11 protein-coding genes and 1 pseudogene are annotated in these 13,734 nt (G+C 57.5%); 9 read left to right on the top strand and 3 right to left on the bottom strand.

What is annotated here, in order from left to right:
- Positions 1-34: 34 nt before the first annotated feature.
- Genes BLW66_RS16925 through BLW66_RS16915 form a run of 3 tightly spaced genes read right to left on the bottom strand, consistent with a single transcriptional unit; the run spans position 35 to position 2,699 of the window.
- Positions 35-1,363 carry a TRAP transporter large permease gene (locus BLW66_RS16925; RefSeq protein WP_089948813.1) on the bottom strand — a complete coding sequence of 443 codons (1,329 nt, stop codon included), beginning with the start codon at positions 1,361-1,363 and terminating at the stop codon, positions 35-37.
- The gene (locus BLW66_RS16920; protein ID WP_089948810.1) at positions 1,363-1,932 is read right to left on the bottom strand and encodes a TRAP transporter small permease subunit; all 570 of its coding nucleotides are present in this window, start codon (positions 1,930-1,932) and stop codon (positions 1,363-1,365) included. The genes BLW66_RS16925 and BLW66_RS16920 overlap by 1 nt, the downstream gene beginning before the upstream one ends.
- A complete protein-coding gene (locus tag BLW66_RS16915; protein ID WP_089948808.1) occupies positions 1,920-2,699 on the bottom strand; it encodes an N-formylglutamate amidohydrolase in 780 nt (259 codons plus the stop codon). Before BLW66_RS16915 ends, BLW66_RS16920 begins: the two co-directional genes overlap by 13 nt.
- A 119-nt stretch (positions 2,700-2,818) precedes the next feature.
- On the opposite strand from BLW66_RS16915, the gene BLW66_RS16910 reads away from it, so the two are divergent.
- The 9 genes and pseudogenes from BLW66_RS16910 (at position 2,819) to nosZ (ending at position 13,731) form a co-directional block, all read left to right on the top strand.
- Positions 2,819-3,691 (top strand): MurR/RpiR family transcriptional regulator, encoded by an 873-nt coding sequence (locus BLW66_RS16910; RefSeq protein WP_089948806.1) that lies wholly within the window; start codon positions 2,819-2,821, stop codon positions 3,689-3,691.
- Between the two features lie 155 nt (positions 3,692-3,846).
- Complete coding sequence (locus tag BLW66_RS16905) at positions 3,847-4,947, top strand: ABC transporter ATP-binding protein (protein ID WP_089948803.1); 1,101 nt, start codon at positions 3,847-3,849, stop codon at positions 4,945-4,947.
- Positions 4,948-5,022: 75 nt separating this feature from the next.
- Complete coding sequence (locus BLW66_RS16900) at positions 5,023-6,114, top strand: extracellular solute-binding protein (RefSeq protein ID WP_089948801.1); 1,092 nt, start codon at positions 5,023-5,025, stop codon at positions 6,112-6,114.
- 68 nt (positions 6,115-6,182) lie between these two features.
- Complete coding sequence (locus BLW66_RS16895) at positions 6,183-7,469, top strand: ABC transporter permease (protein WP_089948798.1); 1,287 nt, start codon at positions 6,183-6,185, stop codon at positions 7,467-7,469.
- A 13-nt stretch (positions 7,470-7,482) separates the two neighbouring features.
- A pseudogene (locus BLW66_RS16890) lies at positions 7,483-8,358 on the top strand (ABC transporter permease); the annotation flags it as partial.
- A gap of 197 nt (positions 8,359-8,555) precedes the next feature.
- Positions 8,556-8,915 (top strand): 1-deoxy-D-xylulose-5-phosphate synthase, encoded by a 360-nt coding sequence (locus BLW66_RS16885; protein WP_244508681.1) that lies wholly within the window; start codon positions 8,556-8,558, stop codon positions 8,913-8,915.
- Positions 8,916-9,128: 213 nt separating this feature from the next.
- Positions 9,129-9,581 carry a hypothetical protein gene (locus tag BLW66_RS16880; RefSeq protein ID WP_089948796.1) on the top strand — a complete coding sequence of 151 codons (453 nt, stop codon included), beginning with the start codon at positions 9,129-9,131 and terminating at the stop codon, positions 9,579-9,581.
- Entirely contained in the window at positions 9,578-11,782 is a 2,205-nt protein-coding gene (locus BLW66_RS16875) for a NosR/NirI family protein (protein ID WP_089948794.1), read from the top strand. The genes BLW66_RS16880 and BLW66_RS16875 overlap by 4 nt, the downstream gene beginning before the upstream one ends.
- An 11-nt stretch (positions 11,783-11,793) precedes the next feature.
- Positions 11,794-13,731 (top strand): TAT-dependent nitrous-oxide reductase, encoded by a 1,938-nt coding sequence (gene nosZ, locus BLW66_RS16870; protein WP_089948791.1) that lies wholly within the window; start codon positions 11,794-11,796, stop codon positions 13,729-13,731.
- Positions 13,732-13,734 lie beyond the last annotated feature (3 nt).

Below are 13,734 nucleotides of genomic sequence, written 5' to 3'. Positions count from 1 at the left end.
TTGGTTGAAATACGACCACCTTGGGGCGGTTCTTTTATGGTTTGTTGTAAACGTAATCGGGCAGCCACGTGGCGATGCCAGGGAAGACCATCACCAGAGCCAAGGCCAGTATCATGATCAGCACAAACGGCGTGATGGACGAGTATATGTCGCGCAGCGTGATCTGGGGCGGGGCCATAGCGCGCATCAAGAACAGGTTGTAGCCGAATGGCGGCGTCATATAGGCAATCTGCGTCGTGATCGTGTACAAGATGCCGTACCAAATCAGATCGAACCCCAGCTCACCCACAAGCGGCACGTAAAGCGGCGCGACGATCACCAGCATCGCCGTGTCGTCTAAGAACGTCCCCATCAAGATAAAGCTAAGCTGCATCAAGATCAGGATGGTCCAAGGGCTCAGGTTCAACCGCTCCGTGAACAGGCTCTCGATCGCTTTAACCGCGCCCAGCCCGTCAAACACCGCGCCAAAGGCAAGGGCGGCGAGAATGATCCACATGAACATGCAGGTGATACCCAGCGTGTTGCGCACTGAATTCTCGAACACTGTGCGGGTCATGCGCCCCTTCAGAACAGCCGCCAAGAATGCAGTCATCGCACCAATGGCAGAGCTTTCCACCAGCGACGTCCAGCCTTTCACAAATGGGATCATCATCGTCGCGAAGATAATGATCGGCAGCAACCCCGCCCGCAGCAAACGCAGTTTCTCGGCACGCGGAATATCACGCTCGCTCTCATCTAGGACCGGCCCCAGCACGGGGTTCATCCGGCAGCGCACAATAATGTAGAGCACGAACAAGCTGGCCATCATCAGACCCGGTATAACCCCTGCCAGCCACAGCTGGCCCACAGGTTGGCGCGCAATCATTGCGTAAAGCACCAACACGACAGAGGGCGGGACAAGGATGCCCAGACTGGACCCGGCTTGAATAACCCCCGTCACCATCCGCTTGTCATAGCCGCGCTTCAAAAGCTCGGGCAGGGCGATAGTCGATCCGATTGCCATACCCGCGACGCTCAGCCCGTTCATTGCCGAGATCAGCACCATCAGCCCGATCGTCCCGATCGCCAAACCGCCGCGCAGCCCGCCCATCCAGACATGGAACATCTTGTATAGGTCGTCCGCAATTTTGCTCTCCGACAGTACGTAGCCCATGAAAATAAACATCGGCAGCGTCAGAAGCGGGTACCATTTCATCAGCTTCATCGCGGCTGAGAACCCGATGTCAAAGCCCCCCTTGTCCCCCCACAGCAACAAGGCGGCGACCACCGCTATAAACCCAATCGCACCAAAGACCCGCTGCCCCGTGAGCAGCATCAGCATCATTGACGAAAACATAAGGGTCGCAATCAATTCATAGGACATCAGATCGCTTCACCCTTGAGACGCAGAACATCTTTCAGCAGTTCCGAGATGCATTGCAGCAGCATCAAGAACATACCCAAAATCATCGTGGCTTTGATCGGCCAGAGGTACGGGCGCCACGCGGTGGAGGATCGCTCCATACGGCCGACCTCCTCACTGCCCGTGACCAACCCGCCAAAGAACGAGAACGGCTCCGTCCCCCAGTAGCCCAACGAATACGCCGTGGAGCTAACCGCACCATAGAGCAGCACGCAGAGATAGAAGATCAAGAAACAGACCGTCATCAGGTCAAACCACGCCTTCTTGCGAGTCGACCATTCGCCATACAGCAGGTCCATCCGCACATTCGAGCCAAGCTGGATCGAATACGGCCCGCCAAGGATATAATAGGCGACCATCACAAATTGCGCCATTTCCAGCGTCCAGAGCGACGGCAGGAAGAAGGTCTTGCTGATGGAGGACCAGAGCAGAATCCCCATCAATACGAAAATCCCGTACATCATCACGCGGCCGACGCGAAAGTTCACCGCATCCACGGCGCGGATATAGCCACGGATCACGCCCGACATTGCACATCCCTCTCACGGCCTAACTCGGCGCACGCATCGGCAATCCAGCCCGCCAAAAGGGTGGCCATGGCATCCTGCTGCGCTGCTGTCTCTATCAGGTCGTTGCGAACCTCTAACATCACATTCAGTCGCCCCTTCGGGATAGCATGTTCTTGCAACGTGTGTGTGACGCCGTGCTCCGGGCCGTAAGGCGCATTGCGCCGCACATTTGCGTTGGTATGTTTTGCGGCCACCTTCAACATCGCATCCGCCAACCGCGCGTCACTGTCGTGCAAAACGCCAATCTCTACGGGTCGAAAAACCCCGTGATACACGGGCGTGAAGCTGTGGATTGTAATAACAATCGGGTCGACCACGTCGTCCAGAACCTGCCGAAGCTTCGCCTCGAAGGGGCGGTAGAACATATCGACACGCGCGCGCCGGTCTTCGTCACTCAATCCAGTATTGCCTGGCACCTCCACAACCTCGCTCAACGCGGGCATCGCGTCGGGGGAGCTTGGCGGGCGGTTGCAATCATAGACAAGCCGCGACACGCCGCTGGCAACCAGTCGCGCATCAAGACGGGTGGCCAGTATCTCCGAAACGCCCATCGCACCGGGATCCCAAGCTGCGTGGCTTTTGCGCGCCGCATCGGACAGGCCCAAGCCATCGAACGACGCCGGAATGTGGTGGGATGCATGCTCACAGACCAACACAACGCTAGACGTGCCAGCGGCGTTAACGGCCACTACGGTGTCATCTGAAGTCGCGTGCGTGAGTTGTGACATGAGCCCTCCAATTTGATAAACGTCTTGCCAAAAGGCCCATCTGTCAACAAAATATTGAAAAATATGTAACACCTTTGTTTCGGTTGTTAATTTATCTATCAAAAATGAGGCACTGCCTAATGAGCGACGACACGCTAACAATTTCAGACCGCATACAAGCCCAGCTGGACGACCTCACACGGGCGGAACGTCAGCTCGCCCACTCTATTTTGGAAAACTACCCCGCTTCCGGCCTAGGCCCCCTCAGCGCGTTGGCAAAGGACGCTCAGGTCTCTGTGCCGACGGTCGCACGGATGGTGCAAAAACTAGGGTTCAGCGGATACCCCGAGTTCCAGCTGGAGCTGCGCGAGGAGTTGAAGGCCAAGGTCAAAAACCCGATTGCCAAGCACGATACATGGGCCGAACGCGCGCCCTCCGAACATTTGCTAAACCGTTTGACCGACGCGGTAATCGACAACATTCGCCACACACTCGGTCAGATCGACCCGAAGGACTTCGACGCCGCCTGTGATTTGGCGGCCGACACCAGCCGCCACCTTTATATTGTCGGCGGGCGCGTCACCCACACACTGGCCGAGTATCTGTTTTTGCACATGCAGGTGATCCGCCCGAAAATCACCCACATCCAATCCACGTCAAACGCGTGGCCTCACTACTTATTGGACGTGAAAGAGGGCGACATCTTCATTGTGTTCGACATGCGCCGCTACGAGAATAACACCTTGAAGCTGGCGGAAATGGCGCACGCGAAGGGTGCCAAGCTGATCTTGTTTACCGATCAATGGCGCTCCCCCGTCCACCATCTCGCGGACATCAGTTTCAGCAGCCGTATTGTTATTCCCTCCGCTTGGGATTCTGCAGTGACGCCGCTGCTGCTTCTGGAGACGATGGTTTCCACGGTTCAGAATCTCACTTGGGGCGACACCAAAGACCGGATGGAGGCCCTAGAAGACATGTTCGACCAAACAAAACTTTTCAGAAAATTTACTTAACACTAAGATTATTACCTCGCCTGAATCGGTTCAAACGACTGAAAATAGGGCAGTTATTCCGTCAAGTCCTGTAAACCATAACTATTTTTCACAAGCTGGTGACATACAGGGACACAGCCCCTAACCTGATCTCGCACTAAGCGGGGAAGTTAAACGTGATAGACAAAACGGGATCAGAAGGCTTTGTATCTTTTGACCATGTCCAGAAAAGTTACGACGGCGAAAACTTGGTCGTTAAGGATTTAAATCTAGAAATTGCGAAGGGCGAGTTTCTGACGATGCTAGGGCCATCAGGGTCCGGCAAAACGACTTGCCTGATGATGTTGGCAGGGTTTGAGACAGCGACGCACGGCGATATTCGTCTGGGCGGCGTCTCGATCAACAACATCCCGCCGCACAAACGCGGCATCGGCATGGTGTTCCAGAACTACGCGCTCTTCCCCCATATGACCGTCGCGGAGAACCTGTCGTTCCCGCTGGAGGTTCGCAAGATCGGCAAGTCCGAACGCGAAGCCAAAGTCCAACGCGCCTTGGATATGGTGCAAATGGGTGAATTCGGCGGGCGTCGCCCTGCACAGCTTTCGGGCGGTCAGCAACAACGTGTCGCCTTGGCACGTGCGCTCGTGTTCGAAGCCGAGCTGGTCTTGATGGACGAACCCCTAGGTGCCCTCGACAAGCAACTGCGCGAACACATGCAGTTCGAAATCAAGCGCATCGCCGATAATCTGGGCATCACCGTGGTCTATGTGACCCACGACCAGACAGAAGCGCTCACCATGTCGGACCGCGTTGCGGTTTTCGACGACGGGCGCATCCAGCAATTGGCCCCGCCAGATCAGCTATATGAAGAACCGATGAGCAGCTTCGTGGCGCAGTTCATTGGCGAAAACAACGCGCTCGACGGTGTTGTGCAATCTATCGACAATGGGGTGGCACTGGTCAAACTTGCCACCGGTGACCTGATCGACGCCAACCCGATCAATGTCTCGAAGGTCGGTGAAAAAACCCGCGTCTCCATTCGCCCAGAGCGCGTGGAATTCGACATGAACCGACTGGCCGAAGGCTCACACACCCTCAAGGCCGAGGTGCTGGAGTTCGTCTACATGGGTGACACTTTCCGCACCCGCTTGCGGGTCGCCGACAACGATGAATTCATCGTCAAAACACGCAACGCACCAGATCAGGTTCGCCTGCAACCCGGTGCCGTTGTGGACATCGGATGGATGCCATCCGATTGCAGGGCGCTTGACGCCTAATTTCCCACAGCAGCGCACCTCTTCGCCGGAAGGTGCGCCGCTCAAACAAAATCCGTGCGAAACTGGGAGACTACAATGAAAATCACTAATCTGATCGCCACCACCGCGAGCTGTGCCTTGGTGGCAGGGTCCGCGCTGGCCGACGACATGACAATCGTATCTTGGGGTGGGGCTTATTCGGCATCGCAACAAAACGCCTACCACACGCCGTATACTGAAAAGACCGGCGTAAACATCATCAACGACGAAAGCTCTGCCGAAGCCGTCGCCAAGCTGCGCGCGATGAACGAAGCGGGCAACGTCACTTGGGATGTTGTGGACGTTGTGGCATCTGACGCGATCCGTCTTTGCGACGAAGGTCTGGCCATGGAAATCGACGCTGACACCATGTTGGCCGACGCCCCTGACGGCACCAAAGCCTCCGAAGACTTCGGCGACCTGCTGGTGTCCGATTGCTTCATCCCGCAGATCGTATACTCCACAACGTTCGGCTACCGCACCGATCTGGTTGGCGATACGCCACCTACATCCATCTGTGCGGTCTTCGACACCGAAGCCTATCCGGGCAAACGCTCGCTGGAAAAACGCCCGATCAACAACATGGAATGGGCTTTGATCTGTGACGGCGTTGCGAAAGACGAAGTGTACGACGTTCTGGGCACCCCCGAGGGTCAGCAGCAAGCACTCGACAAACTGGCAACCATCAAAGACGACGTGATCTGGTGGTCCGCAGGCGCCGACACGCCACAGCTTCTGGCTGACGGCGAAGTCGTGATGGGCTCCACATATAACGGTCGCCTGTTCTCGGTGATCGAAGAGCAAAAGCAGCCGGTGGCGATGCTTTGGGACGCGCAAGTGTTCGATCTTGACGGTTGGATCATCCCAGCTGGCCTGTCCGAAGAGCGCAAAGCCCGCGCCCTCGACTACATCATGTTCGCGACAGACACCCAGCGTCTGGCGGATCAAGCCAAATACATCTCCTACGGTCCGGCACGTAAATCGTCCGCACCACTGGTCGGCAAGCACGCCGAGCTGGGGATCGACATGGCGCCGCACATGCCAACTGACCCAGAGAACGCCAAGAACACATTCTTGTACAACTACGAGTTCTGGGCCGATTACCGCGACGACATCGACGCGAAATTCCAAGCTTGGTTGGCTAAGTAAGCCATCCTCTTAAAATAGGGTCGGGGGCGATAACGCCCTCGGCCAACCCTACTTAATCGAGACCTAGCATGCGTAACGACCCCGCCAATCAAGAGCCAACCGGCCCCGTACTCGCCGCAGACGGGACCCCGCTCAAGAAGAGCCTGTCGCGCGCGCTGCGACGCCAGAAGATGCGGGCGCTCTTGCTTATCGCGCCGCTGCTGGCCTTTGTATTTATCACCTTCGTTATCCCGATTGCGTCCATGCTGTTCCGGTCGGTCGAGAACGACATCGTCGCCAACACGCTACCTGAAACCGTGGTCGCTATCGCCAGTTGGGACGGTACCACAGGGGAGCTTCCCGACGAAGAAGTCTATGCCGCCTTTGCACGCGACATGATCGCAGCCGTCGCCGAGAAGAAGCACACGCGCCTCGGCTCCCGCTTGAACTACGAGTTAAGCGGCATCTCCTCCATGTTCCGCCAGTCCGGCCGCAAGATGAAAAGGTGGGATCCGGTCGAGGACGCGCCTTTCAAGGAAAAGCTGATCGACCTGCATGACGGCTGGGGCGATGTCTCCACATGGGCCATCATCCAAACCTATTCCGCGCCTTACACATCGGGCTACTTCCTGACCGCAATTGACATGCAGCTGACCCCCGAAGGCGTCACCATGCAGCCGGAGGACAAGCGCATCCTGATCCGCCTGTTCTGGCGCACGTTGGTGATGTCCTTGGTAATCACCGGCTCCTGCATTCTGCTGGGCTATCCAGTCGCATGGCTGCTGGCCAACTTACCGGCCAGCAAGGCAAACTTGTTGATGATCCTTGTGCTGCTGCCGTTCTGGACATCCTTGCTTGTGCGCACGTCCGCGTGGAAGGTCATGTTGCAACAACAAGGCGTCATAAACGACGTGCTGGTCTGGGCGGGCCTCGTGGCAGACGACGCGCGGCTGATCATGATCAACAACCAGTTCGGCACGATTTTGGCCATGACCCACATCTTGCTGCCCTTCATGATCTTGCCGATGTATTCGGTTATGCAGACCATCCAGCCTAGCTACCTTCGGGCGGCAAAGTCCCTGGGTGCCACCAATTGGACCGCGTTCTGGCGGGTCTACTTCCCGCAATCGGTGCCGGGCATCGGGGCAGGCTCAATCCTCGTCTTCATCCTGTCGATCGGCTATTATATCACTCCGGAAATCGTGGGCGGGACAAAGGGTGTCTTCATCTCTAACCGGATCGCCTATCACATCTCTTCGTCGCTGAACTGGGGCTTGGCCGCCGCGTTGGGCACTATATTGCTCGCCGTCGTGTTGCTGCTCTACTGGGCCTACGACCGGATCGTCGGCATCGACAACGTCAAGCTGGGAGGCTGATACAATGGGCATACCACCATATGCGACCTTCGGGCAGCGGGTCTGGTACTACGGCTTCCGTGTTATCTGTGGCCTGATCTTCGCCTTCCTCATCACACCAATCCTTGTGGTTATCCCGCTCAGCTTCAACGCGGAGGATTTCTTTACCTTCACGCCTGAAATGCTGAGTTTTGACCCCGAGGGATACTCCCTCAAGCACTATCAGGATTTCTTCTCAAACAATGAATGGCAGCGCAGCCTTAAAAATTCGCTGATCATCGCGCCAATTGCCACCTTCATGTCCGTATGCTTGGGCACGCTGGCCGCCATCGGGCTGAGCCAAAGCCACGTTCCGTTTAAAGGCGCTATCATGGCGATCCTTATCTCGCCGATGATCGTGCCGTTGATCATTTCCGCGACGGGCATGTTCTTCTTCTATTCAACCCTTGGGAACTGGATGGAAAGCACGCTTGGCTTGGACAAAACCTTGGTCGGCTACATCAAGGTCATTCTGGCGCATGCCGTGTTGGGGATTCCCTTCGTAATCATCACCGTAACCGCCACTTTGGTAGGTTTTGATCACTCGCTGACCCGCGCCGCCGCCAACATGGGGGCCAACCCCGTCACCACGTTCTTCCGCGTGCAAATGCCACTCATCTTGCCGGGCGTGATCTCTGGTGCGCTGTTCGCGTTTATCACGTCCTTTGATGAGGTCGTTGTGGTGTTGTTCGTCGGCTCCGCTGGTCAAAAGACATTGCCATGGCAGATGTTCATCGGTCTTCGCGAGCAAATCAGCCCGACAATCTTGGCGGTCGCCACGATCTTGGTCGTCGTCTCCGTGGCGTTGCTGACGGTCGTGGAACTCCTGCGCCGTCGCTCCGAACGCTTGCGTGGTATGTCACCGGGTTAACATCTGGTTAACAACATAATCAGAGTTATTGGCGAAGCCATCGCTCACACCTGAGAGTGCGAGGAACGGATACAAGAAGACCGGACGCCGACCGAGGGGCCGCCCATCAAAGATGGAAGCGTATTACGAGCGCAGACGCGCTGAGCGGGCCGCTGCTGAGGGATGACTTTAGAGATCAATGCAATTATCAGGACGGCATGAGACACGCCGATCATTGGATGGACAAGCTTCAACTTGACGAGGAATTGCCCTCGCAGTTCCGGCTGTCACGCTCAAAGATCATGTACATCGAAAGCAAGGCAGACGGGCTTGAAGGCCCTGCTGTGATTGGGCGTGTATATTTCTCGAAGTCGGGGAAGACGCTGTACTACAAGGGCCTCAAATTCCAAAGCCTGAAGGGTGCAGGTTTCAAAGCGAACTATTTCGACACTGAGACCGGTGATCACTACTGGATTTCGGGGCCTCGGAAAGACCAGAATGATCGACTGTACGGCGGCAATAGCGGAGTACAGATTGATGATGACGTTCGCGAAGAATACGCCACCCTGATCTCCTGACCTGATCCCCTGCAAGGCTTTTCAGCCCTGCGATATTTGAAGTCTCCGGGCTGCTAAGCCTTGCTCCCGTCAGCGTGTTTGGTGACATTCCTGCTTTGCAAACACGGTGACATTTCTACTTGGTTGCAACACCATCGCTCACAAATCGTCTTTAGCCGAGGACTTTGATCTGGAACAAAGTCCCCGGTAGCTGGCCATTGCTACACCACGCCTATGAAGTGTGTGGTTTCCCTTTTCACCAGATTGATTCTGGTTGTCTGCTTAACGGCTTACGGTCAATTCGGCCCTGCGCACGCGCAGTCTTCCGGCGCGCTCTTCGCTGTGGAAATCTGTGCCAGCGGCACGGCTAAAACCGTGCTTATTGATGCCGAGGGCCAACCCGCCACGCCAGCGCATAGCTGCTACAAATGCCTCACCTGTTGTCAGGCAATCGACGGTCACGTCCCCGCATCCCACCGCATCGCACTCGTGCTAACGCTAAACGGCGTACTGGCACGATCCGGCGCCGCGCAAACCCAGACACCAAAAGCAAGAAATATCCGCCCGATGCTGCGCGGCCCTCCGGCCATGTCCTCCATCACGCAACTGCCCGACTTGGGTACGGCAGTCTTGCAGCCAATACACCACAGCGACGGGCACCCTGTTTTCAAGGATGCCACCGCATGACGACCCTCCGCTTCCTTCTGCAATCCTTCGCATTCGTCTTGGCGCTGGCGCTCTACCCGCTCGCCGCATCCGCAGAGACTGTGCTGTCAAAACTGCTCCCCAAAATTGACGCCGCCGCGTTGGTCGAGGGGGCCGACGCCTTCGGTGCCACCCATCCCGACATCGCCGCTATCGAAGTCCTGAAAGGCGGCAGCGCCATCGGCTGGGCCTTCATTACCTCCGACTTCGTCTCCACCACCGGTTATTCCGGCAAGCCAATCCACACGATGGTCGCCGTCGACGAAGACGCGCAAGTTATCGGCGTCTCGCTGGTCAAACACTATGAGCCCATCGTTCTAATCGGCATCCCCGATACCAAAGTGAAGGCCCTTGTCGCCAACTACCGCGGCCTTGATCTGGTGGCGGAGGCAAAGTCCGGCGGCTCTGCCCATACGCTCGACATCATATCGGGCGCGACCGTCACGATCATGGTCATTGACGACTCCATTATCCGCTCCGGCTTGAAGGTCGCACGCCAGCTTGGCTTGGGCGGCTTGGCCGTCGAGGAAACCGGCACAGGGCCACAGTTTGAAATCGACCCCGACGCCACCGCGGCCACCGACTGGATGACACTGGAAGGAGACGGCACGCTCCGCCGTCTCGCGCTTGACGTCGGACAGGTCAACGACGCCTTCGCCTCAATGGATGATCCCCGCGCCGCGAAGCGCGCCTTGACCGAAGCCCCCGAAACGACGTTCATCGAGATGCAAACCGCCCTCGTCTCGCACCCTGCAATCGGGCGCGCGGTGCTGGGCGAGGCCGTGTCGAACAACTTGGCGGATTGGCTGGACGACGGCGACCACGCGGTCGCGATTGTGGGGCGCGGGCTTTATTCGTTCAAGGGCTCCGGCTACGTGCGCGGTGGCATCTTCGACCGCATCGTCCTGATCCAGAACGATGTCTCCGTCCGGTTCCGCGACCGCATGCACAAGCGCATCAACTCAATCGCCGCCGACGCAGCACCTGTGTTCAACGAGGCCGATCTGTTCAAAATCCCCGCCGACAGCGGCTTTGACCCGACGCAGCCTTTCCGCATCCAGCTTTTGGTTCAACGCGAAGTTGGCGCGATTGAGAAAGTCTTCACCACATTCGATCTCGGCTATCAACTTCCCGAAAAATACATCCGCCAGATCACGGCCCCTGCCCCCGCCGACGTGCCCGTCGCTGTGGAAACGGTCACCTCCCAAACCGAGGCCGACGCGCACCGCGCGCTGTGGCAACGCATCTGGGCGGGCAAGAAGGTAGAGATCGCCGTTCTGGCCATCATGCTCACCATCCTGACAGGCGTGTTCTTTTTCCAGACGCTGGCCACACGCAACGCGCGCGGGTTCTACTGGTTCCGCATCGGTTTCCTGACCGTCACCTTGGTTTACCTCGGCTGGATAGCGAACGCACAGCTATCAGTGGTGAACCTCATGGCCCTGTTCGGGTCGCTTGTCTCCGGCTTCAGCTGGCAGGCGTTCTTGCTTGATCCGTTGACCTTCATCCTATGGTTCGCCGTTGCCGCAGCGCTGCTGTTTTGGGGGCGCGGCGCGTATTGTGGTTGGCTTTGCCCGTTCGGTGCCTTGCAAGAACTTCTCAACCAAGTGGCGCGTAAACTCCGCATCCCGCAATGGACTTTGCCGTGGGGCCTGCACGAACGGTTGTGGCCGCTGAAATACATGATCTTCCTCGGCCTTTTCGGGGTCTCCCTGACTAGTATCGAGCAGGCCGAACGCTTGGCCGAGGTGGAACCTTTCAAGACCGCTATTATCTTGAACTTCGTGCGCGCATGGCCGTTCGTCGCTTATGTCGCGGCCCTGCTCATCGCGGGCCTTTTTGTGGAGCGCTTCTTCTGCCGCTACCTGTGCCCCCTGGGCGCGGCCCTGGCGATCCCCGCACGGTTGCGGATGTTCGACTGGCTCAAACGATACCACGAGTGCGGCAACCCATGCCAAACCTGTGCCCACCAATGCCCCGTGCAGGCCATCCACCCAACTGGTGAGATTAACCCGAACGAATGCGTGAACTGTTTGCATTGTCAGGTGCTCTACCAATCCAAAACGACCTGCCCCGTTGTGATCAAGAAGATCAAACGCCGCGAAAAAGTCGGCGCTGCGCCAGACCTCGCGCGCGTCAATCTGGGGCACCCGAACCAAACCAAACAACAAGTTACCAACTGAAAGGACGAGTAATGTCTGACACTAAAAACCTGCCAATCACACGGCGCGGCCTGCTGGGGGCCACCGCCGGAAGTGCAGCACTTGCCGGCGCATTTGGCGGTCGCGCCATGCTTGCAGGCGGCGCAGTCACCGCCGCAGCAGTGGCCACCGCAACCAGCGCCCGCGCGGCCGCTGGCGCAGAAGTTGGCCCCGGCCAGCTTGATGAATACTACGGCTTCTGGTCCTCGGGCCAAGCCGGAGAGATGCGCATTCTGGGCGTGCCTTCCATGCGCGAACTGATGCGCGTGCCGGTGTTCAACATCTGCTCCGCCACGGGCTGGGGCATCACCAACGAGTCGAAAAAGATTTTGACCGAAGGCCTGCTGCCGAAAACCAAGGAATATCTGGCAGCCAACGGCCATGACTTCCCGCCAAACGGCGATTTGCACCACCCGCACATGTCCTTCACCGAAGGCACTTACGATGGTCGCTTCTTGTTCATGAACGACAAGGCCAACACCCGCGTGGCGCGTGTGCGGTGCGACGTGATGAAATGCGACAAAATTATCGAAATCCCGAACGCCAAGGCCATCCACGGTCTGCGTCCGCAAAAATGGCCCCGCACCAACTACGTCTTCTGTAACGGCGAGGACGAAGTGCCAATGGTCAACGACGGCTCCGTGCTGGACGAGCCAGAAAAGTATGTAAACTTCTACACCGCCCTGAATGCCGACGAGATGACTGTCGCATGGCAGGTGATGGTCACCGGTAACCTCGATAACACGGACTGCGACTACGAGGGCAAATATGCGTTCTCGACATCGTATAACTCGGAAATGGGCATGACCCTCCCCGAGATGACCGAGGCGGATTCCGACCACGTCGTGGTGTTCAACATCGCAGAAATCGAAAAAGGCATCGAAGCCGGTGATTTCATCGAACTGAACGGCGTTAAAGTTTTGGACGGGCGTAAAGGGCAAAACAAAAAGTACACCCGCTACATCCCGATCCCGAACAACCCGCACGGCTGCAACATGGCGCCTGACAAAATCCACCTGTGCATCGCCGGCAAGCTGTCCCCGACGGTCTCCGTGATCGACGTGCGCAAGCTGGACGCTGTGTTCAACGAAGACGCCGACCCACGCAGCGTTGTGGTGGCCGAACCCGAACTGGGCCTTGGACCGCTTCACACCGCTTTCGACGGGAAGGGCAACTGCTACACTACCCTGTTCCTTGATAGCCAAGTGGTGAAATGGAACATCGCCGACGCGATCAAGCTTTATAACGGCGAGGACGCAGACCCGATCCGCTTGAAGAAGGATGTCCACTACCAGCCGGGCCACAACTCCACCGTTATGGGCGAGACTTTGGAAGCGACAGATAAATACTACCTGACGATGAACAAATTCTCGAAAGACCGGTTCTTGAACGTCGGCCCCCTCAAGCCGGAAAACGAGCAGCTCTTCGCCATTGATGGCGACGATATGACGTTGATCCACGACGGCCCGACCTTCGCAGAACCACACGACTCGATCATCGTTGATCCGTCGAAGGTGAACCCGAAATCGGTCTGGGATCGCAACGACCCGATGTGGGCCGACGCGCGCAAGCAAGCCGAAGCCGACGGCGTGGACCTCGACGACTATCAGGACACCGTGATCCGCGACGGCAACAAAGTACGCGTCTACATGTCCAGCCAAGCGCCAAACTTCTCGCTGGAGTCGTTCACAGTACAGCAAGGCGACGAGGTGACAGTCTACGTCACCAACCTTGATGACATCGACGACCTGACCCACGGCTTCACCATGGGCAACCATGGCGTGGCGATGGAAGTGGGCGCGCAGGCAACCGCATCCGTCACCTTCGTCGCGGCCCAGCCCGGTGTCTTCTGGTACTACTGCCAGTGGTTCTGCCACGCCCTCCACATGGAGATGCGCGGCCGCATGTTCGTAGAGCCGAAGAAGGCCTAAGCG

Origin of the sequence: Litoreibacter albidus (genome assembly GCF_900107015.1) — a bacterium.
In the GTDB taxonomy this organism is placed as follows: Bacteria; Pseudomonadota; Alphaproteobacteria; order Rhodobacterales; family Rhodobacteraceae; genus Litoreibacter; species Litoreibacter albidus.
This window is presented reverse-complemented; position numbering and strand designations above follow the sequence as displayed.

Excerpts from the sequence above, each read along its gene's own strand:
- BLW66_RS16875 (WP_089948794.1), top strand. The coding sequence starts at position 9,578 with ATGACGACCCTCCGCTTCCTTCTGCAATCCTTCGCATTCGTCTTGGCG.
- BLW66_RS16920 (WP_089948810.1), bottom strand. The coding sequence starts at position 1,932 with ATGTCGGGCGTGATCCGTGGCTATATCCGCGCCGTGGATGCGGTGAAC.
- BLW66_RS16895 (WP_089948798.1), top strand. The coding sequence starts at position 6,183 with ATGCGTAACGACCCCGCCAATCAAGAGCCAACCGGCCCCGTACTCGCC.
- BLW66_RS16880 (WP_089948796.1), top strand. The coding sequence starts at position 9,129 with ATGAAGTGTGTGGTTTCCCTTTTCACCAGATTGATTCTGGTTGTCTGC.
- nosZ (WP_089948791.1), top strand. The coding sequence starts at position 11,794 with ATGTCTGACACTAAAAACCTGCCAATCACACGGCGCGGCCTGCTGGGG.
- BLW66_RS16910 (WP_089948806.1), top strand. The coding sequence starts at position 2,819 with ATGAGCGACGACACGCTAACAATTTCAGACCGCATACAAGCCCAGCTG.
- BLW66_RS16885 (WP_244508681.1), top strand. The coding sequence starts at position 8,556 with ATGAGACACGCCGATCATTGGATGGACAAGCTTCAACTTGACGAGGAA.
- BLW66_RS16900 (WP_089948801.1), top strand. The coding sequence starts at position 5,023 with ATGAAAATCACTAATCTGATCGCCACCACCGCGAGCTGTGCCTTGGTG.
- BLW66_RS16925 (WP_089948813.1), bottom strand. The coding sequence starts at position 1,363 with ATGTCCTATGAATTGATTGCGACCCTTATGTTTTCGTCAATGATGCTG.
- BLW66_RS16915 (WP_089948808.1), bottom strand. The coding sequence starts at position 2,699 with ATGTCACAACTCACGCACGCGACTTCAGATGACACCGTAGTGGCCGTT.